This window comes from Streptomyces coeruleorubidus (assembly GCF_028885415.1).
Taxonomy (GTDB): domain Bacteria; phylum Actinomycetota; class Actinomycetes; order Streptomycetales; family Streptomycetaceae; genus Streptomyces; species Streptomyces coeruleorubidus_A.
Map to the genome: position 1 here is coordinate 7,381,033 of NZ_CP118527.1, position 19,287 is coordinate 7,400,319.

Sequence of the window (19,287 nt, forward strand, 5' to 3'; positions counted from 1 at the left end):
GATACCAGTCGTGCCGCCACACCTCTGCACTCGAACGGAGACCACGACGTGAACCCCACCTACGACTTCAACGGCCAGGCCGCCCTCGTCACCGGGGCCGGCGCCGGTATGGGCCTGGCCACCGCTCGCGCGTTCGCCGCGTCCGGAGCCGCCGTCGCCCTCACCGACATCGACGAAGCGGCCCTGACCGCAGCCGCGAGGGAACTCACCGACGCCGGCCACCAAGTCCTCGCCCTCACCTGTGACGTCAGCGACGAGGACCAGGTCGCGGCCGCGGTCGACCGCACGGCCGCGACGTTCGGCCGCCTCGACATGGCCTACAACAACGCCGGCATCCAGATTCCGCCCAGCGACGCCGCCGACGAACCCGCCGAACGGTTCGACCGCGTCAACGCCGTCAACCTCCGCGGCGTGTGGGCCTGCATGAAGCACGAGCTGCGGCACATGCGTGCGCAGGGCAGCGGCGCCATCGTCAACTGCTCCTCGCTCGGCGGCCTCGTCGGTCTCCCCGGCCGCGCCTCGTACCACGCCTCCAAACACGGAGTCATCGGCCTGACCACCAGTGCGGCCCTCGAATACACCCCCCGCGGCATCCGCATCAACGCCGTGTGCCCCGGCACCATCGACACCCCCATGGTCAGCGGCATGATCGCCAAGGGGGAGCTCGACCGCGCCGAGGCCGAGGCCAACCAGCCCGTCAACCGGCTCGGCACCGCCGAGGAAATCGCCCAGGCGGTCCTGTGGCTGTGCAGCCCAGGAGCGGGTTTCGTCATCGGCGTCGCCCTCCCCGTGGACGGCGGCTACGTCGCCCGCTAGGGACAGCCCACGCACGGAGGAGACTTGACTGACCCAGACCCCGGAGATCTCCGGCGCCTTTTTCACTGTGACGGCGCCTTCCAAGCGGATACGGCCAGATCCGCGTCGATCACCCGGCGCCCGGCTGACAGCTCGCGGACCGCGCTGACGAGGTTCTCCGGGGGTGAGTCCCTGAGCAGGAATCCGCCGAACCCCATGTTCAGGGCCCGGCGTACCGTTGTGGATCGCCAGTGGTTGGTGAGAATCAGAGCTCGCGTCTTCGGTAATTTTCTCTCGGGTAGTTGTCAAACCCGGTGACGGAATGGGTCACCCAGGCAGATCGGGAAGCGGAGCATGTCGATGGAGGAAACGGAGTCCGGCGCACTTGAGGCCCAGCGTGACCGCCTCATGGACGGGCTCCGAGCGTTCGGAGCGAACTACACCGAGTTCACGCAGCGTTTCGCGAGCTGGCTCGGGCTGCACTCCACCGACGCCGCCGCCCTGGCCGAGATCCTCTATGCGGAGGACCAGGGTGCTCCGCTGTCCCCCGCCCGGCTGAGCGAGCGCATCTCCCTCTCCTCCGGCGCGACCGCGACCCTGCTGAACCGCCTGGAGACGGCCGGACACATCATCCGCACCCGGGAGCACACCGACCGCCGGATCGTCACGCTGCGCAGCAGCCCCGACATCAGGCCGCGGGCCGAGGAGTTCTTCGGCCCTTACTCCGAGCGCATGGCCGAGGCCATGGCGCAGTACACCCCCGCACAGCTGAAGCAGTTCGAGGACTTCATCGCCCAACTCCGCGAAACCATGGACCACCTGCTCGCCAACGAGTACGACGAGCGCCGCCCGAACGGGCCCCGCGCGCACGGCAAGGCCTGACCCGGCACGCCTGGGCCCGCGCCAGGCGCAGGCCGGCGGCAGGGTCGGCTGCGGCCGAACGGCGCACCGGCCGCACTGCCCGCACCGGGGCCGCATGCACGCCACCCTCCATGTCGCACACCTGCACAAGGAACGGATGACAGGGTGAGCTCATCGAATGCATCGGCACGTGCGGCCGGGGCCCCGGCGGACTTGGTCCAGGTGATCCGGGTCCGGGGAGCCGCGAGGACAACCTGACCGGTGTCGACCTCGACATCCCCAAGAGGAACCTCGTCGTCTTCACCGGAGTCTCCGGCTCGGGCAAGTCCTCGCTCGCGGTCGACATCGGCCCGGGCGCCGGGCTCAACGAGGGACGGGTCATTTACGAGGGCGACGTGGCCGGCCTGAAGAAGTCGGGAACCCCGACCGGAACCCACGGCGTCCCTGCACAACCTGCGCGACGTCAGCGTCAGCATCCCGCTCCGCGTGCTCACGGCGGAGTCCTCGTCGGTGTCGATCTGGAACTGTTCGGCGAGTACCCGCATCACCGTCGCGGGGTCCGGCAGGTTGATCCCGCCGTTGAAGTGCACTGCTGGGGGGGCGTGGGGCCCCTCGGGTAGGTGTCTTGCTGCCGCGGTCAACGGCCCCCGCATCGCTTTGGCCACCCCTGTGCGACACCCTCCGCTACCGAGTTTGACAAGCCGTGACACGTAAAGTTACCTTCATCATAAAGATACACTAGGGTGGAGGGACTTTGGACGCCATAGAAGAATCCCCGTCCACGCGCCAGTGGCTCGGCTTGATCGCCGTGTCCCTGGGCGTGGCTCTGATCGTTGTCGACATCACCATCGTCAACGTGATCCTCGCCCCGATCATCGAGGACTTGGAGATCACCTCGGTCGAGGCCCAGTGGGTTCAGGAGTCCTACGCGATCATCTTCGCGGCCCTCCTCCTGATCTCCGGGCGCCTGTCCGACCTGCAGGGCGCCCGCAAGATCTTCCTCGTCGGCCTCGTCGTCTTCGGACTCACCAGCCTGGTGGCAGCGGTCGCGCCCAACGGCGGCCTGCTGATCCTGGCGAGGTTCCTGCAGGGAATCGGCGGGGCCATGATCCTGCCCACCTCGCTGGCCCTGGTGAACGCGACGTTCACCGGCAAGGCCCGAGGGCAGGCGTTCGCCCTCTGGGGCTCGACCATCAGCGCCGCGGCGGCCGTCGGCCCGCTGCTGGGCGGCTGGCTCGCGGACTTCTCCTGGCGCTGGGCCTTCGGCATCAACATCCCGCTCGTGGCACTGATCGTCGCCGGTGCCCTGTTCTACCTGCCTGCCTCTCGCCGTACACGGGGCAGCATCGACGTCTTAGGCGGTGTGCTGTCGGCGATCGGGCTCGGCTTCCTGGCCTTCGGGCTGATCGAGGGCCGTACGTACGGCTGGCTCAAGACCATGGAACCGCTGGAGGTCGGCGGCTTCTCCTGGAGCAGCGGCCCCTCCCCGGTCTTCATCGCGTTCCTCGTGTCCCTCCTCGTCCTGTTCGTCTTCTGGCGCCGTCAGGCGGCGCTCAGCCGACGCAACGAGGAGCCGCTGATGGACGTGCGGCTGTTCTCCATCCCCTCGTTCCGCAACGGCAACGTCGTCACGTTGGTCGTCGGTCTCGGTGAGTTCGGCATCATCGCGGTGATGCCGCTGTGGCTGCAGTTCGCCCTCGACTACAGCGCCTTCCAGGCAGGACTGGCGCTCGTCTCCCTCGCGGCGGGCAGCTTCTGCGCCAGCGGTGCGAGCTTCTCGATGACCAACTCGCCGATCACCCTGGTGCGGATCGGTCTGGTCCTGGAGGCGGCGGGGCTGGCCATGCTGGGTCTGATCGCGGCCACCGACAGCGCCTGGTGGCTGATCGCGATCGCCCTGTTCATCTACGGCATCGGTGTCGGCTTCGCCACCGCGCAGGTCACCAACGTCGTGCTCGTGGACGTGCCCGTCGAAAGCGCCGGGCAGGGGTCGGGCGTCCAGAGCGCGTCCCGCGAACTCGGCGCCGCGCTCGGTATCGCCGTGCTGACCACGCTGTTCTTCACCACGCTCACCTCCAACCTGCGCGACAGCCTGACAGGCTCCGGCATCCCCGAAGGGCAGGCTCGCGAGCTCAGCGGTGTCGTGACCGACAGCGCCGGTTCGGTGATCCCCGCCCTCGCCAAGGATCCGGAGACCTTGTCCGTAGCCGAGGCGGCACGCCAGGCGATGGCCGACGCGACCGAGGTGGCCAGTTACGTCTGTGCCGGGCTGCTCCTCCTGGCGCTCGCGGCCACGTTGTTCGTCAAGCCCCGGAACAACCCCGGCGGCGATGGTGCCGCCGAGGAGAGCAACGAGGCCCCGAAGCCGGAGCCGAGTGCGCACTGACGGGACGCGACCGGGCCGGGATCGACCCGACGCGCACCGGACCGGAGCCCGGACCGACCGAGCGGACCCGGTCCGGACGCGTTCAGAGGCCCGGCCGGTCCGCCGACGAGCTCAGCGCGGTCTTCGGCTGCGGTACGACGTGCTCGCGCGAATCCTCCGGCGGTGGCCCCTGCGGCGTCCGCCGCCCCCGAATGAACCTGGTCATCGGCACCTCCACCCACCGGTACAGGGCCCAGGCCGCCAGCCCCGCCGCGAGGGCGTACAGGACGAGGAAACCGAGACCACGGCTTGAGGCGACCGAGGGTATTCAGCACGAAGAGCATGTGCACGGCGTAGAAGCAGAAGGAGATCTTTCACCATGAGCGGCCCGCGGAACGGTGTCCGCTTCCCGGCCGCACGCTGGAGCGGCGGCGGCAGCTCCCGGTTCAGGAGGAAACCTACGACGCAGATCACCAGCGCCACCTGGAGACCGGGCCCCCGCCAGGTGCATCGGCGCAGCAGCAGCGCGACGATCATCACGGAGCGCGAAGGCCCGGTCGGCGAGGGCCGGCCCCACGAAGGTCAGCGCGACGCAGACGAGGGCCTCACAACTCAGGGACCACATCACCGGGTTGAGGCCGAAGATGTAGGACTGGTCGGGGATCCACGAAGACGCTGTGGATGCCGCGGTCGACCCCGAGAGGGCTCCCGGGCGCCGACCTCCGTCCCCAACTGCAGGGCCCCGAAGCGCCGTTGGGGCGACCGGTACGTACGGCAGCTCGCGGTACGCCGGTGGCGGCGACGGCGCGGGAAGGTGCGAGGCGGGTCGGCATTTCGGCGGTGTGCCGACGCGACAGACGCGATGCGGGCCGAGGGGGCCACGTGTCAAGAGTGGGCCAAGGGCCGGCGTGCCAGTCACTTATGCGTGCCGTCGGGCCCACAACGGGGTGACGAACGCGATGAGGACGGCTGCGATGCCGATCTGGAAGATGTGGCGGATCCAGTCGATACCGCCGGTGTCGCGCACACCGAAGGCGGTGGCGAGCGCGTTGCCCGCGACGGCCCCGACGATGCCCATGATGACCGTCAGCCACAGGGGAATGGGCTGACGTCCCGGAACGACGAGCTTGGCCAGCAGGCCGATGACGAGCCCGGCGATGATCGCCCAGAGGAACGACACGACAACTCCTTCCGTTCGCTGCCCTTTCGGGCACCACACGTGTGCCCACCGGAGGCAGCCATAAGCGTGGTCCGTCACGCACAAGACGCGACGGGGCGAGTGGGCTGCGCTCGCGGTACCGGCCGGACGCTGTCCGCCACCGGAGTGAAGTGGCGGACCTGCACGAGGTCGCCGATCCGCGCGTGGCAGGTATCCCTGAGTGGCGAGCCGGTGGAGCGCTGGGCAGAACCGGTCGTCCCCTCTGCCTCAGAACGACAAGGAGTGGAGAACCCATGGGACACGGCGGAAACGTCATCCAGGAACTGACCACGGATCACCGCGAGGTGGAAGATCTCTTCGCGCGGATCGAAGCGCTGCCCGGGGCCGACGAGCAGCGGCGTGTACTGGCGGACCGGCTCACGATGGAGCTGATCCGGCACTCGGTGGCCGAGGAGGAGTACCTGTACCCGGCCGTGCGACGGTACGTCGACGGGGGAGACGACCTCGCCGACAAGGAGATCGCCGACCACGGCGAAGTCGAGCGCATGCTCAAGGAACTCGAAGACTGCCGGCCCGGCGACGGACGCTTCGACACGCTGATCCTGCGGCTGAAGAACGCCGTCACCGCCCATGTCAGCGACGAGGAGAACCGGCTCTTCCCGTTGCTGGCCGAAGCCTGTTCCGCCGATGCCCTGGCGAAGCTCGGCGAGGAGGTCCGCTCGGCCAAGGACCACGCTCCCACCCGCCCGCACCCCTCCGCGCCGGACACCCCGCCGGCCAACAAACTCCTCGCGCCCGGTGCCGGCATGGTCGACCGCCTGCGCGACGCGCTCACCGGGCGCGGAAAGCAGGACTGACAGACAGGACTGACAGAGGACTGACAGAGGACTGACGGGCAGGACGGACCGGCAGGACTGACAGGGCTGACGCGCAGGTGGGACGCGAGAGCGAGGAGAGCCGCAGGCGGCCGCCGGTCATGGGCCCGACTGCCTCTCCTCATCGCGGCCCGCTGGAAGGGGGGCGGTCCGCTCCCGCCCAGGGCCGTACGGGAGGCGGGATGTCAGGTCGGTGGTGCGGCCCCGGCATCGTGGCGGTGGTGGTCCTGGTCACGGTCGGCGCCTGCGGAACGCCCTCCGAGCGGCGCGACGGCGTCACCGCGCACGTGACGCGATTCGAGCGGGCTCTGGACGCCGGACAGCATGAGCGACCGGGGTCGCCGCCTGCAACGAAGAGCAACTGCGCCGGCTGCAAGCCCCCGTCGGCTGGACGGAGTACCTGTCCGCCGCGGATTTCTGGAGCCGCACACTGCAGAACTGGCAGTCCCAACTGCTGGCCGTCGCCTCCATGGCCGTCCTCTCCATCTACCTGAGGCAACGTGGCTCACCGGAGTCCAAGCCCGTCGGCGCTTCCGACACCGCCACGGGAGTCGAGGGGTGAGCGTGTGTGGTCCGCGGGGCCGGCGACGTAGCGGCGAAGCGCCGTCTCCGCGACGTCGGCCCTGCCCCGGCCGCACCGTGGATACGTCACAAACGTCGCTCGCTCTCCGCGGCGCGCGCCACCTCGTCCAGGTGGACGGCCTCCCCCCGGTGTTCCTGCTGGGCTCCGCTCAGCGCCTCGAAGACTGTTCGTGGGCCTGGGGTTGGGCCCGGCCGCAGGGTTCGTGCGGGACGGTCCTGCGCGCCCACGTCCCTCGCCCGGCGCCGCTGCGCCTCGTCGCCTTCCATCTTCTTGCTCACCCTTCTTGCTCACCGGGACAGGGAACTCCTCCCCGTGTGAGTGCGGGTTTCCGGGTCACCGTGCCGGTCAGCGGTCCAGCTCTTCCTCGATCGGTGTCTTGGGTACCTCGCGCAGGTGCTGCGACATACCGGGCTTGCCGCCCTGGCGGGCCTGTTCGCCGCGCTGGGCGTCGAGCGTCGCGTGCGCCCTGCGTCTTGACCTGGTCACGTCACCATGACTCAAACTGGGACGTAGGGATGCACCTGTTGCAGGACGGCATCAAGATCGCGATTCTGTGGCTTGACATTGCTAGGGGGAAAGGTGTCGTCACCGTTACCACCTGAAGAGTCCTGTGGACAGCTCTCGCCGCCGTGGTTGCGCTTGCGGCATCGGTGATCTTTTCCGCGTTTCCGAATCTGAGCTCGTTCTGGAAAACCCGCGAGGTGAGAACGGAAGACGAGGCGCGGGATCGGGTTCAGTCCGAGAAGCCCCCGTTCTCTACGAACGTCAGATATCAAGACGTTATGGCCGTGTGGAAACAGGTCGACTCGCTGTACATTGTTTTTGATACTCCTTTCAGCCCCTCGGAGAGTGGTGAGCTGGCGGGATTGCGCCTTGAGGAATCCGATTGGGATCGCATTACCGAGCTCATTACGAATCACGGAGCTCGACCGGCTGTCGGCGGTCTGTTCAACGAGCAGTACAGCGATCTTGGTGAAAAAATAGCCGGTGATTCCGGGTATGGCCAGCCGTTTTTCCTTGACGTGACAAGCGGCCGGGACTCCTCGGTTCAAATTGTCGACATGAGGGCCAAGGAAGAGAAGTGCACCACGTCCAGGGCGCAGGCCGTGCTCAGAATTCCCGCCGACGGGGCAAGTGCGATCGAGAGCATCGCGTTCACCCTGCAGGGGCTGGGTGATGCCAGAGCCCAATTTCCCCAGGATTCCGAGAAAGGGGATGCGGGAAAGCCCTACTTCAACCAGAAGGTCGTGTCGGTGGGTGGTTCAAGTGAACCTGTGACCGCCAATGTCACCCCCTACTCCCGACTCAACTCGCGTTGCGAGTGGAGAATCCTCGCCACGTACAACACCAGCGACGAGAAGGGTAAGAAATCCGAGATCGAGGATGACGGGAAGGCGCTGGTCACGGAAGGGCTCCCGCAAAATCCCAGACAGCTATGGGTCATGGATCCGCACATTCGCAAAATAGTCGAATGCAACGCTGATCCCGAGGGGAGTGAGTGCTGCCGGCCGCTTGTCGCTGAGACCGCAGGTCCGCCGACTCATGCTCAGGCTTTGGCGCCGAGTCACGAACGCGCCGGCGGGAAGCGCGATGTCGGATGGAAGCGCGTGTCCCGTAAGTGACGGGCTCGGCGTGAGCAAGGCCGTGGGGGGCACGTCCCGGTGTCGGCGGCCGGTGCCGACGGTGCGGAAGGGGTCCGTGACGCCGTCGACCTCCCGGTGGTCAAAACCACCAGACGCGGGCGAGTCACTCCGATAGCATGTTCGATCGCGTGACGATCATACTCATTACAACTAACAAATCGACTAAAACAATTGATATCTATAACAACGCGGATTTTAGCGCGCATAAGACGCAGAACCACGCTCGCCGCATGGCCTCGACCACGGACGATGCTGTGGGCCACGGCCGCCGTGGTGGCCCTCGGGTTTCTCATCGCCTTGGAGATCGCCGCGCGCCGGTTCGGGCTGCCCGGGCCGATCACCTCCCAGGTGCAAGAGGTGGTCGTCGCCCCCAAATCGGGCTTCCTGCTGTACGCCTGCATGGCGCTGACGATGGTGGTGCTCACCCGGCGGCAACGGTTCATCGCGGTCGGCGTCGCGATCGGTATCGACGCCGTGTTCCTGGTGGTGCGATGGGCGGTCGGCGCCGATCTGACCGACGGCGGCCATCCCTTCGGCAACGGCGCGTTGTGGGTGATTCTGGGCGTTGCTGTCATCGCGATCACGCGCCGCACCGGCCAAGAACGTGTCCTGCTGCTGAAGGGCGTCGGACTGGGTCTGCTGCTGCTGGCCGGCCGCAAGACCGGTGACACCTGGCTGCTCATCACCTCCAAGACCCGGCCCATGGTGCTCGACCAGTACCTGGCCACCGCCGACCACGCGCTGGGCAACCCGTCGTGGCTGGTGGGCCGGATCGTCACGGCCACCGGCCGGGCCGGTGCCCTCGCCCTCGAAGCCGTCTACGGCCAACTGGCGGTGGCCGCGGTCGTCGTCGCGCTCTACCAGCTGCGCAACGTGGCCGCCGAGCGCCGCTTCCCGCGCCACCACCTGGTGCGGACCTTCCTGGTCATCGGCCTCCTCGGGCCGGGCATCTACATGATCTTCCCGGTCGTCGGCCCGGTCTTCGCCTACGGCCCGGGCGCCTCCGGCACCGGCGGCCTGCAGTGGGCGGTGGCCAACCTGTGGCCGGACCTGCCGCCACCGATCAGCGTCGCCCCGCACGAGATGCTGTACGACGGGATCACCCCCCGCAACTGCATGCCCAGCCTGCACACGGCTTGGGCCACCGCGATCTTCATCCATTCCCGCAGGGGGCCGCGCGTGCTGCGGTACGCGGGCACGTTCTGGCTGATCGCAACGCTCGCCGCGACGCTGGGATTCGGCTACCACTACGGCGTGGATCTCGTGGCCGGCGTGGTGTTCACGGTCACGATCGAGGCGGCCCTGCGCTCGCTCGAACGCGGCTGGGACCGGTCGGGAATCCAGCTGGTCACCTACGGAGTGGCGGTCTTCGCCGCGCTCCTGGTGTCCTATCGCTATCTGCCGATGGAGATGGCCGAGCGGCCGTGGCTGTTCGGCCCGCTGCTCATTCTGGCGATGGCCTCGGTGATCTACGGCTACGTACGGACCACCAGCCAGTGGGAAACGAAGGCAGTGCCGGCCCGGCAGCCGGAACCGGAACACGAACTGGTCAGCGGGTGAGCAGGACCGTCAGGGCGCTCACTGCGCCCGCGCAGGCGAGGACGGCGCAGGCGCAGACGGCGTGGCGGCGGAGCAGGGTGTGCCGGAGGGCGGCGTAGCGGCTCTCGTACTCCTCACGCAGCTCCTCGGCCCGCCGGACCGTGCTGTGCAGCAGTTCACGGGTGACGTCGAGGCGCCGGCGGACGTAGTGGCCGGTGAGTTCCTCGGCTTGGGCGGTGGTCAGCCACGGCATGCGTGCGCAGAGTTCTTCCGCCTCGCGTCGCGCCTGGTCGCGATGGGCGTGCGCGAGGAGGTAGCCCTCGGCCTCGTCGGCCAGCGCGTGCCGAGGGTCGCCGTGCGGCGTCTCGTTGCCGGCGCCTCTCACGGCCGTTCGCCCTTGTGCCCGTCGGCTTCGACGACATCGCGTTTGCCGGTGTTCTCCGCCTCGTCCAGTTCGGCCACGTCCGGATGGTGCAGGTCGAAGGCGGGGGATTCGGAACGGATGCGCGGCAGGGTGACGAAGTTGTGCCGCGGGGGCGGACACGAGGTCGCCCACTCCAGGGAACGCCCGTACCCCCAGGGGTCGTCGACCTCGACCCGCTTGCCCTGCTGAGCGGTCTTCCACACGTTGTACAGGAACGGCAGCGTGGACAGGCCCAGCAGGAACGCGCCGATCGACGAGACGGTGTTCAGCCAGGTGAAGCCGTCCGCGGCCAGGTAGTCGACGTACCGGCGGGGCATGCCCTCGGCACCCAGCCAGTGCTGCACCAGGAACGTGGTGTGGAAGCCGACGAACAGCGTCCAGAAGTGGATCTTCTCGATGCGGTCGTCCAGCATCGTGCCGGTCATCTTCGGCCACCAGAAGCTGAAGCCGCCGAACATCGCGAACACGATCGTGCCGAAGAGCACGTAGTGGAAGTGCGCGATCACGAAGTAGGAGTCGGTGACGTGCCAGTCCAGGGGCGGCGAGCCGAGGATGACGCCGGTCAGACCGCCGAAGAGGAACGTGACCAGGAAGCCGGCCGCCCACAGCATCGGCGGCTCGAAGGACAGCGAGCCCTTCCACATGGTGCCGATCCAGTTGAAGAACTTCACGCCGGTGGGCACGGCGATCAGATACGTCATGAAGGAGAAGAACGGCAGCAGGACCGCGCCGGTGGCGAACATATGGTGCGCCCACACCGTCACGGACAGCCCGGCGATGGCGATCGTGGCGCCGATCAGACCCGTGTAACCGAAGATCGGCTTACGCGCGAAGACGGGGATGATCTCGGTGATCACGCCGAAGAACGGCAGGGCCAGGATGTACACCTCGGGGTGGCCGAAGAACCAGAACAGATGCTGCCAGAGGACCGCGCCGCCGTTCTCCGCGTTGAACACCTGCGCCCCGAAGCGGCGGTCGGCCTCCAGCACCAGCAGCGCGGCGGCCAGCACCGGGAACGCCAGCAGCACCAGCACCGAGGTGAGCAGCACGTTCCAGGTGAAGATCGGCATCCGGAACATGGTCATGCCGGGGGCGCGCATACAGATGATCGTGGTGATGAAGTTGACGGAGCCGAGGATGGTGCCGAACCCGGACAGCGCCAGGCCCATGAGCCACAGGTCCCCGCCGACCTGGGGAGTGCGCTCCCCACCGCTGAGCGGGGTGTAGGCGGTCCAGCCGAAGTCGGCGGCGCCCTGGGGGGTGAGCAGGCTGCCGAGCACGATCAGGCCACCGAAGAGGAACAGCCAGTACGAGAGCATGTTCAGCCGCGGGAAGGCCACGTCCGGAGAGCCGATCTGCAACGGCATGACCGCGTTGGCGAACCCGGCGAACGTCGGCGTCGCGAACAGCAGCAGCATGATCGTGCCGTGCATGGTGAACGCCTGGTTGTACTGCTCGTTGGACAGCCACTGGATCCCCGGCCGGGCCAGCTCGGCCCGGATGGCCATCGCCAGCGCCCCGGCGATGAGGAAGAAGACGAACGACGTGATCAGGTACAGGTGCCCGATCTTCTTGTGGTCCGTCGTCGTCAGCCAGGAGACGATCACCTGACCCGGGCCGCGGCGCTCCGCCGCCGATACCGGAGCAACCGGTTCGGTATATGTCGCCATGAGCTCCCCGATCGGCAGTGCGTGTCCAACTCGGCGGAAACTAGTCCCGCTGATGCGGCACGGACCTCTGACGTCGGGCTTCGCTGGTCTGAACGGCCGAGCGATTCATGCGAACGAGTGGTGTTCCGTTCATGCGACGGTGTGCGAGCTTTCGGCCCCAGGTCTGGATCGGCGCTTCGATGCCGTCTCGCCGCCGAGGCATACGCTCGCCCGACGGACGGGATCACCACGCGGTTGAACGCCGCGGCCACGGCATCGGCCCCTGCTCTCCTGCTGCGCCCCTGGAGGCCGGCCGACGCCGCGGACCTCGTCGACCTGCACCGGGACGAGGCCCTGCGCCGTTGAGTGAGCGCGGTCGTGCACGACCGCGCCGGAGCGGCACGGTGGGTTCGGGACCAGCGACACGGATGGGAAGCAGGGCACCGTTTCGCGTTCGCCGTCTCGGAGGTCCAAGCCCACGCCACCGAGGGTGAGTTGGTGGGGCACGCGGTCCTCAAGAACGTCACCCCCGGAGCCTCGTCGGCGGAGGTCGGTCACTGGACCGCGGCGCATGCGCGCGGCCGGGGCGTGGCTCCCCGGGCCCTGCGGGCGCTGACGGACTGGGCCTTCACCACCTTCGCCGACGGCGGCCTGACCCGCCTGGAGCTGCTGCACCAGGCGGACAACACGGCCTCGTGCCGCGTCGCGCAGAAGTGCGGATACGAACTGTCTGCCCTGCGGCCTGCGGCGCCACCCGCGTTCCCGCTCGAAGGTCACCTGCACGCCCGCGCACGTGACCTCTGAGCACGCGGCCCGGGCATCACGCGTTGTCGAGGTCGGCGGCGAGTTCGTCGTGCCAGTGGAGGGAGACCCGCTGCTGGAGGATCGTCGCCGCGGCGACCGGGAGGGGGAGCCCGAGGAACTCGCGTAGTGCGTGGGCGGCGTTGTCGCGTGCGACCCACGCGGTGAGGTCCTCGTGGGACACGGGGCCGGTGTCGCCGTGCTGCAGCAGCTCCCTGGTCGCATGGACCTCCGCGGCCAGGGTGCGCATCCGCAGGCCCAGGGGGCCGTCCTGGTCACAGTCGACGGGCAGGCCGCGGTGGATCCGGTCGAGGGCCTCGGCCACCTCCGGGTAGGTGTCGAGGCGCGTTTCCGATGCCAGGCGCGACAGTTGGGCCCCCACGGCGGCGCGCAGGCGCTGCGGCGGCGTGTGCTCCACCAGTCCGGCCAGGTCCAAGTGCCGTATCTGTGCCGGGAATGCGCACTCCGAGGCGGGGAGGTCGTCCAGGAGCGGCAGCAGCAGGGCACTGGTCAGCTCCGCCGGGCCCTCCTTCTCCGGGTCGTAGGCGATGCCGAAGTCCTGTCGCAGTACGGCCAGGAAGCGGGTGTACGCGGCGGTCGAGCCGGGCCAGAGGTCCACGCCGAGGCGCCGCGCCTCTGGTCCGCCGGCGGTGTTGCTCTTGCGCGGTGACGTGACGCGCCGGGTGTCCTCCTGCGGACACGGCACGCCGTCCTCGGCGAAGGTGAGAACGACCTCCGGGCCGTGTCTGGTCAGGACCGCCACGCGCGTGCCGGCGGACAGCGCGCGCAGCACCTCGGGCCGGGCGAACTGCGCGGCGCCGCCCTCCAGCGTGGCGTACGCCCATCGGTCGGTCTCGCCCGCACGGACCAGGGGCCGGTGCGCGGCCCACGCGGACTCCGCCGCCCGCTGGGCCTGCCGGCGGTCGCGCGGCCGTACGGTGGCGGGGATCGCGCCGAGCCTGCGCAGCATCTCGGCCGGAGTCAGGCCGGCGGCGAAGGCGACGTCCGGCTGGTCCGGGAGCGGGGCGGGGCGCGGGCGGTAGGTGCGGACGAAGAAGAGTCGCTGCGTCCCTTCCTGCCCAGGTGGCGGCGGGGCGCTCCCGGCGAAGTTCGTGAAGACCGGCCGCTGAAGGGCCGGCGGGTCCGACTCCGGCTCGGCGAGTGCCGCGGCCTGCGCCAGCGGGGAGACCGCGTCGGTGGGCACGGTCCGCGCCTCCTCCCACAGCAGCTTTCCGGCCACCGCCAGGGGGATGCGGTCGAGGAAGGGGAGGCCGCCCTCCAGGGCGTCCGCGAGGTCGGCCAGGACATGACGCAGCGAGGGCCAGTGCGCGAAGGAGGGCATGTCCTCGTCGAAGCGGCGGCCGACCTGTCCGTAGCGGGGCCCGGGGCGGCAGGCGATGAGCAGGCCGTCCGAGGGCCGCCGTCCGATGCCCAGGGTGATGGGCAGCGCGTCCTCACCGTGTTCGGCATCCTCTGCCATGCCTCGGAGGAAGTCCGTGTTCCGCACGATGTCCGCGACACCGCACAGCGGCCCGTAGTACGACAGTTGAGCTGCGCTGTCGTCGAGTTCCACCCCGTCGTGGCACCGCAGCGAGGCCACCAGGTCCGGGTGGAACGTCACACCGAGCGTGCGCTCGGCGTCCTCGATGCCGGCCTGCGGTGCGGGTGGGCGCAGGGTGGCGTGGGTGAGGGGAGCGTGCCGGGCCAGCCAGGCGTCGATGCGGGCCCATGACTCCTCGACGGCGGGGATGCTCATGGCAGCGGACCCTACGCCGGGCCACTGACAGCGCCCCTGCCCTTCCTGGTGCCGCAGGGTCGTAATCCCGCCGAATTTGCGGACGTGGTGTACGGCGAGGTGAGCGACGACGCGAGCGGCGCGAGAATGGTGAGGGCCTGGCGACGTCCGCGCGGCAGCTACGCAGAAACGATCCGTCGGACATGTACCGATGTACCGCAGACAGACCCCCTCCCCGGCCGGGCACGCTCCGCAGACGCGATCGCACCCTCGTCAGACCGCACCCTTGTCAGACCGCACCGTCTTCAGAACGCACCGTCTTCAGACCGGCCCGAACGCGCCGGAACGGAGGACTGACTCATGGCCACCCCGCTCACCGCCGCCCGGCTCGTCGCCGCGCTGAAGGCCGAGGGCTGCGCCGTTCACGAGGTCGGCGGATGGCGCACCAACAACCGTAACCACAAGGGTCCGTGGGGTCCCGTGCACGGGGTGATGATCCACCACACCGTCACCGGGCCCGGCACGGACGTCGTCGAGCTGATCTACCACGGCCACAGCGCCCTGCCCGGTCCGCTCGCCACCGGATGCATCACCAAGGACGGCGTCGTCCACCTGACCGGCAACGGCCGGGCCAACCACGCCGGTGGCGGCGACGGTGACGTGCTCGATGCCGTCATCGGCGAGTCGTACGGCACCTACCCGCCCGCGACGCACGAGCACGACGGCTCGGCGGGCGCGGTCGACGGCAACGCCCGTTTCTACGGCTGGGAGTGCGAGAACAAGGGCGACGGCAAGGATCCGTGGCCGACTGCCCAGTACATCGCCATCGTCAAGGCCACCGCCGCGGTCTGCCGCGCGCACGGCTGGGGCCCCAAGAGCGCGATCGGACACCTGGAATGGAGCGACTGGAAGGTCGACCCGCGCGGATTCGACATGGCCGACTTCCGCCGTGACGTCGCCGAGGCCCTGGCCCTCCCGGCGGGCCTGTGGGAAGGAGAGGACCCCATGCCCCAGTACGTCAACCTCGGTATCTCCGGGGGATATCGGCTCGCGCCCGGAGCCTGGGACTCGATCGAGTTCGCCACGGAGTGGGCCGACGAGACCGGCGACCACGCCACCGGCGGGAGCGTATTCGCCCGTGGCCCGGCCCGGTTCAGCGGGAGCGTCAGCCTCCACATAGACGGACTGCCGACGGGTGCGGTCGTCCAGGCGCGCATGTCGGAATACCAGGGCGACCAGCACCGCGCGGACCATCCCATCCACGAGATCGTCGGCACCGGGGGCGGCACCTTCGCGGTCGTGCCCCTGACGAAGCGGCTCCCGTCGGGCCGGAGCATGCGGGTGCGGCTGCTGAACCAGGCCGCCGCCCCGGTCACCGTCGCCAGCGCGGTGCTGACCGTGCTGGTGTGGAAGGAGACCTAGTGATCTGGTCTTGAGTTCACGTCTCGCCACGTGAGTCGTGGTTCGTTTCAGATTTCGGCTCGGGCGGTGACAGCGGCTGGCGGCTGCGGTCTGCTGGAGGAATGGGGGACAGCAGGCTGCAACCGCTGGTGTTATCCGAGGACGAGCGGCTGGTGTTGCAGGGGTGGGCCAAACGGCGGACAACCGCGCAGGGTCTGGCCAAGCGGGCACGGATCGTGCTGGCGTGCGCGGACGGGCTGAACAACACCGCGGTGGCCGCGCGGCTGGACACTGATCGGGGGACCGTGAGCCGGTGGCGGACCAGATTTCTGCAGCGCCGTCTCGATGGTCTGTCCGACGAGCTGCGTCCCGGCGTGCCCCGCACCATCACCGACGCCCAGGTGGAAGAGGTGGTGGTGCGCACGCTGGAAGAGGTGCCCGAGGGCGCCACCCACTGGTCGAAGCGGGAGTTGGCCCGGCGGGTGGGGATCTCGCCGACGAGTGTGCTGCGGATCTGGCGGGCCTTCGGGCTGCAGCCCTGGCGCACGGAGACCTTCAAGATTTCTCCGGACCCGCTGCTGATCGACAAGATCCGTGACGTGGTCGGACTGTATCTCGCCCCGCCGGCGAACGCGGCCGTCTTCGCGGTCGACGAGAAGCCGCAGATCCAGGCCCTGGAACGGACAGCTCCGGTACTGCCGATGGTCCCGGGCATCCCCGAGCGGCGCAGCTTCGACTACGTCCGGCACGGCACCGTGGACCTGTTCGCCGCCCTGAACACCGCCACCGGCAAGGTGATCGGCAAGCTGTCCGCGCAGCACCGGGCCGTGGACTTCCGCGACTTCCTCGACGAGATCGACCGCCAGACCGATCCCGGCCTGGCGGTCCACGTGATCTGCGACAACCTCTCCGCCCACAAGGCGCCGGTGGTCCACAAGTGGCTTCTGGCCCATCCCCGGTTCGAGCTGCATTTCACCCCGACTTACTCGTCCTGGATCAACCAGGTCGAGCGGTGGTTCGCCGAACTACAGCGGCGCTGCCTCGAACGCGGCGTGTTCTGCTCACTCGACGAGCTCAAGACCGCCCTCGAGGACTGGATCAAGACCTGGAACGAGCAGGCCCGGCCCTTCAAGTGGACCAAGACCGCAGACCAGATCATCGACCGCATCTGCCGCTACTGCGACAGGATCTCCGGACCGGGACACTAGGACCTGTCTGGCGGCGACGGACGAGGCGTGGACCGTTCCTGACCGAGCCGCGGCATCCCTTCACCGTCTCCCTCACGGAGACGATCGCCCGTCCGGACACGTATACCCGGGCATGAACCGAAGCGAGTCACCTCCGTTACGAGTTGAACCGGGGCACGGCCCTGTGATTAGGGTGCGGGCGATGTTCTGCGCAGACCCCACCCCCTTATCCCGAGTAGGACGAGGCACAGCCGCTTCGCGTTGCTTCGGGAGGGCCCCGTGAGTGACACGGTGACGACGGTCCGCCCGGCGGCCGAGGAGGACCGGGCCTCCCGGGGAAGGGAGCAGGGGGCGGCGGCCCGGCCGGTGCGGCAGCGGGACGCGTTCTTCGACAACGCCAAGTACCTGGCGATCGTGCTGGTGGCCGTGGGACACGCCTGGGAGCCGCTGCGGCCCGGCAGCAGGGCCGTCACGGCCCTCTACATGTTCGTCTACGCCTTCCACATGCCGGCGTTCATCATCGTCTCCGGATACTTCTCGCGCACCTTCGACGGGACCCCGGGCCGCCTCAAACGCCTGGTCACCGGTGTCGCCGTGCCGTACGTGGTGTTCGAGACGGCGTACACCCTGTTCACCCGGTGGACCAGCCAGGACCCCGACCGCCCGGTCAGCCTGCTGGATCCCCTGTATCTGACCTGGTTCCTGGCGGCGCTGTTCGTCTGGCGGCTGACGACGCCCCTGTGGCGGCATGTGCGCCGGCCGCTGCCGACGGCCCTCGTCGTCGCGATGCTGGCGACGCTCTCGCCGTCCATCGGCCACGACCTCGACCTCCAGCGCACCCTCCAGTTCCTGCCGTACTTCGTGTTCGGCCTGCTGCTGCGGCCGGAGCACTTCCGGCTGGTGCGCCGGCGCACGGTGCGGATCCTCGCCGTGCCGGTGGCCGGGTGCGCCCTGGGGGTGGCGTACTGGGCGGTGCCGCGGATGAACTACGCGTGGTTCTTCCACGCCGACAGCGCCCGGGAACTGGCCGCCCCGTTCTGGTACGGGCCCGTGATGACGCTGGCCGCCTTCGGCTGCTCGGCCGTCCTGGTCGCCTGTTTCCTCGCCTGGGTGCCCGGGCGCCGGACGTGGTTCACCGCGCTGGGCGCGGGCACGCTGTACGGCTATCTGCTGCACGGATTCGTCGCGCAGGCCGCCAAGCACTGGGGCTGGTACGAGCCTGCCTGGGTCCACCGGCCCGTCGGCGCGGTCGCCGCCGCCCTGGTCGCGGCCGTGGTCGTCACGGCGCTGTGCACGTCGCCCGTGCGGCGTGTCTTCCGCTGCGTGACGGAACCGGGGATGGCGTGGGCCTTCGGCAGGGCGAACGCGGTCCCGCGGCCGGGCGATGCCCGTGGGTGATGCCTACTGCTGGGCGCCGGCTTCCTGCTGCACCGGTGCGTGCCCGTTCAGGGCCTGCGTCATCTGGTGCTGCGTCTCTTCGGCGACCACGCGAGCCTCTTCGACGACGTCACCGCGTTCGCGTATGAGGCTCTCGTAGATCGGCAGTTCTTCGTTCCGGGTCGAGTCGGGTTTCACAGGGATTGTCCTATCGCTTTACAGCCGGTTCTGAGGGGCCTGTGTAAGTCTGCGTCATGCCCTGCCGCGGTGTTACCCACCCCGGTCATGTCCAGAATTCCGTCACGAGCTTCGCAAATTCCCCAACTTTGCGACCGTGAGGAAAGTCCTGGGTACGGCGAAGGGCCCCGGGAATCGCGTCCCGGGGCCCTTACGCGGATGTCGTCAGAGCGACGTCGTGTGAATGCCCCCGCTGCCGCCGGCCGCAGCGCCCTCCGGCGACAGGGCCCCCTGGAGCTCGGCGCAGGCACCTGCGGTGAGGGGCTCGATCAGGCCGCTGGTGAGGCTGCCCGCGAGGTCCAGGGAGGCGCCGCCCGCCATGCCGCCGGAGACGTTGTCCAGGTCGGCGTCGGAGAGCTCGGCGCTGTCGACCTGAGGGGTGAGGTTCATTGGAGGTGTTTCCCTTCGCGTGAATGTCTCGCAATGGCGGCGCGCGTGGGGGGTTGCCGGACCCGGAACCGAGATTCCGCACCGACGGCTCCGCCGTGCCCAGGATCAAAGCACTCCGTGGCAGAAAAGTTCCAGCCGCATCCCGGCTCACCACCGCGTCTTTCGACGACCTCCTTCACTGCCATGACCACGGGCACACGAAATGCGCCCATTCCTTCACACAGTCTGTCGCCCTGCCACGCCCACGTGTATTGCGCCCCGATTCC

The 19,287-nt window shown here is 68.9% G+C and carries 18 protein-coding genes and 1 pseudogene; 11 read left to right on the top strand and 8 right to left on the bottom strand.

Annotated elements, in window-relative coordinates; all coding sequences use genetic code 11:
- The first annotated feature begins 48 nt into the window (after positions 1-48).
- From PV963_RS34280 to PV963_RS34290, 3 genes are all read left to right on the top strand, one after another.
- Entirely contained in the window at positions 49-816 is a 768-nt protein-coding gene (locus PV963_RS34280) for a glucose 1-dehydrogenase (RefSeq protein ID WP_274820342.1), read from the top strand.
- 333 nt (positions 817-1,149) lie between these two features.
- On the top strand, positions 1,150-1,677 hold the full coding sequence (locus tag PV963_RS34285; RefSeq protein WP_274820343.1) for a MarR family winged helix-turn-helix transcriptional regulator: 528 nt from the start codon (positions 1,150-1,152) through the stop codon (positions 1,675-1,677).
- Between the two features lie 733 nt (positions 1,678-2,410).
- Positions 2,411-4,042 (top strand): DHA2 family efflux MFS transporter permease subunit, encoded by a 1,632-nt coding sequence (locus PV963_RS34290; RefSeq protein ID WP_274820344.1) that lies wholly within the window; start codon positions 2,411-2,413, stop codon positions 4,040-4,042.
- Between the two features lie 82 nt (positions 4,043-4,124).
- Here the strand turns inward: PV963_RS34290 and PV963_RS34295 are convergent, their stop codons facing one another.
- Positions 4,125-4,247, bottom strand: a complete 123-nt coding sequence (locus PV963_RS34295; RefSeq protein ID WP_274820345.1) for a hypothetical protein — start codon at positions 4,245-4,247, stop codon at positions 4,125-4,127.
- Between the two features lie 693 nt (positions 4,248-4,940).
- Positions 4,941-5,201, bottom strand: a complete 261-nt coding sequence (locus PV963_RS34300; RefSeq protein ID WP_274820346.1) for a GlsB/YeaQ/YmgE family stress response membrane protein — start codon at positions 5,199-5,201, stop codon at positions 4,941-4,943.
- 272 nt (positions 5,202-5,473) lie between these two features.
- On the opposite strand from PV963_RS34300, the gene PV963_RS34305 reads away from it, so the two are divergent.
- A complete protein-coding gene (locus tag PV963_RS34305; RefSeq protein WP_274820347.1) occupies positions 5,474-6,037 on the top strand; it encodes a hemerythrin domain-containing protein in 564 nt (187 codons plus the stop codon).
- Positions 6,038-6,386: 349 nt separating this feature from the next.
- Positions 6,387-6,617 (top strand): annotated as a pseudogene (locus PV963_RS34310) (DUF6766 family protein); the annotation flags it as partial.
- Positions 6,618-6,983: 366 nt separating this feature from the next.
- Here the strand turns inward: PV963_RS34310 and PV963_RS34315 are convergent.
- Positions 6,984-7,124 carry a hypothetical protein gene (locus PV963_RS34315; RefSeq protein WP_425540969.1) on the bottom strand — a complete coding sequence of 47 codons (141 nt, stop codon included), beginning with the start codon at positions 7,122-7,124 and terminating at the stop codon, positions 6,984-6,986.
- 143 nt (positions 7,125-7,267) lie between these two features.
- On the opposite strand from PV963_RS34315, the gene PV963_RS34320 reads away from it, so the two are divergent.
- Together PV963_RS34320 and PV963_RS34325 are read left to right on the top strand one after the other, a co-directional pair.
- Complete coding sequence (locus PV963_RS34320) at positions 7,268-8,260, top strand: hypothetical protein (RefSeq protein ID WP_274820348.1); 993 nt, start codon at positions 7,268-7,270, stop codon at positions 8,258-8,260.
- Positions 8,261-8,530: 270 nt separating this feature from the next.
- On the top strand, positions 8,531-9,841 hold the full coding sequence (locus tag PV963_RS34325) for a phosphatase PAP2 family protein (protein ID WP_274820349.1): 1,311 nt from the start codon (positions 8,531-8,533) through the stop codon (positions 9,839-9,841).
- On the opposite strand, the gene PV963_RS34330 is transcribed toward PV963_RS34325, so the two are convergent.
- Both PV963_RS34330 and ctaD read right to left on the bottom strand, forming a co-directional pair.
- Complete coding sequence (locus PV963_RS34330) at positions 9,831-10,205, bottom strand: hypothetical protein (protein ID WP_274820350.1); 375 nt, start codon at positions 10,203-10,205, stop codon at positions 9,831-9,833. The genes PV963_RS34325 and PV963_RS34330 overlap by 11 nt on opposite strands.
- Entirely contained in the window at positions 10,202-11,914 is a 1,713-nt protein-coding gene (ctaD, locus tag PV963_RS34335; protein WP_274820351.1) for a cytochrome c oxidase subunit I, read from the bottom strand. Before ctaD ends, PV963_RS34330 begins: the two co-directional genes overlap by 4 nt.
- A 345-nt stretch (positions 11,915-12,259) precedes the next feature.
- Between ctaD and PV963_RS34340 the strand changes: the two genes are divergently transcribed.
- On the top strand, positions 12,260-12,697 hold the full coding sequence (locus PV963_RS34340; protein ID WP_274820352.1) for a GNAT family N-acetyltransferase: 438 nt from the start codon (positions 12,260-12,262) through the stop codon (positions 12,695-12,697).
- A 16-nt stretch (positions 12,698-12,713) separates the two neighbouring features.
- On the opposite strand, the gene PV963_RS34345 is transcribed toward PV963_RS34340, so the two are convergent.
- Entirely contained in the window at positions 12,714-14,450 is a 1,737-nt protein-coding gene (locus tag PV963_RS34345) for a hypothetical protein (RefSeq protein WP_274820353.1), read from the bottom strand.
- Between the two features lie 339 nt (positions 14,451-14,789).
- Between PV963_RS34345 and PV963_RS34350 the strand changes: the two genes are divergently transcribed.
- The 3 genes from PV963_RS34350 (at position 14,790) to PV963_RS34360 (ending at position 18,415) form a co-directional block, all read left to right on the top strand.
- A complete protein-coding gene (locus PV963_RS34350) occupies positions 14,790-15,851 on the top strand; it encodes a peptidoglycan recognition protein family protein (protein WP_274820354.1) in 1,062 nt (353 codons plus the stop codon).
- Between the two features lie 101 nt (positions 15,852-15,952).
- On the top strand, positions 15,953-17,038 hold the full coding sequence (locus PV963_RS34355; protein WP_274814345.1) for an IS630 family transposase: 1,086 nt from the start codon (positions 15,953-15,955) through the stop codon (positions 17,036-17,038).
- A 258-nt stretch (positions 17,039-17,296) separates the two neighbouring features.
- Positions 17,297-18,415, top strand: coding sequence for an acyltransferase family protein (locus PV963_RS34360; protein ID WP_274820355.1), 1,119 nt, complete (start codon positions 17,297-17,299; stop codon positions 18,413-18,415).
- Positions 18,416-18,418: 3 nt separating this feature from the next.
- Here the strand turns inward: PV963_RS34360 and PV963_RS34365 are convergent, their stop codons facing one another.
- Together PV963_RS34365 and PV963_RS34370 are read right to left on the bottom strand one after the other, a co-directional pair.
- Positions 18,419-18,592, bottom strand: a complete 174-nt coding sequence (locus PV963_RS34365) for a hypothetical protein (RefSeq protein WP_274820356.1) — start codon at positions 18,590-18,592, stop codon at positions 18,419-18,421.
- 204 nt (positions 18,593-18,796) lie between these two features.
- Positions 18,797-19,021, bottom strand: a complete 225-nt coding sequence (locus PV963_RS34370) for a hypothetical protein (protein ID WP_274820357.1) — start codon at positions 19,019-19,021, stop codon at positions 18,797-18,799.
- Positions 19,022-19,287: the final 266 nt, after the last annotated feature.

What these genes read in the sequence shown, in the direction of transcription:
- PV963_RS34285 (WP_274820343.1), top strand. Translation starts at nt 1,150, where the DNA reads ATGTCGATGGAGGAAACGGAGTCCGGCGCACTTGAGGCCCAGCGTGAC.
- PV963_RS34295 (WP_274820345.1), bottom strand. Translation starts at nt 4,247, where the DNA reads ATGACCAGGTTCATTCGGGGGCGGCGGACGCCGCAGGGGCCACCGCCG.
- PV963_RS34305 (WP_274820347.1), top strand. Translation starts at nt 5,474, where the DNA reads ATGGGACACGGCGGAAACGTCATCCAGGAACTGACCACGGATCACCGC.
- PV963_RS34325 (WP_274820349.1), top strand. Translation starts at nt 8,531, where the DNA reads ATGCTGTGGGCCACGGCCGCCGTGGTGGCCCTCGGGTTTCTCATCGCC.
- ctaD (WP_274820351.1), bottom strand. Translation starts at nt 11,914, where the DNA reads ATGGCGACATATACCGAACCGGTTGCTCCGGTATCGGCGGCGGAGCGC.
- PV963_RS34345 (WP_274820353.1), bottom strand. Translation starts at nt 14,450, where the DNA reads ATGAGCATCCCCGCCGTCGAGGAGTCATGGGCCCGCATCGACGCCTGG.
- PV963_RS34350 (WP_274820354.1), top strand. Translation starts at nt 14,790, where the DNA reads ATGGCCACCCCGCTCACCGCCGCCCGGCTCGTCGCCGCGCTGAAGGCC.
- PV963_RS34355 (WP_274814345.1), top strand. Translation starts at nt 15,953, where the DNA reads ATGGGGGACAGCAGGCTGCAACCGCTGGTGTTATCCGAGGACGAGCGG.
- PV963_RS34370 (WP_274820357.1), bottom strand. Translation starts at nt 19,021, where the DNA reads ATGAACCTCACCCCTCAGGTCGACAGCGCCGAGCTCTCCGACGCCGAC.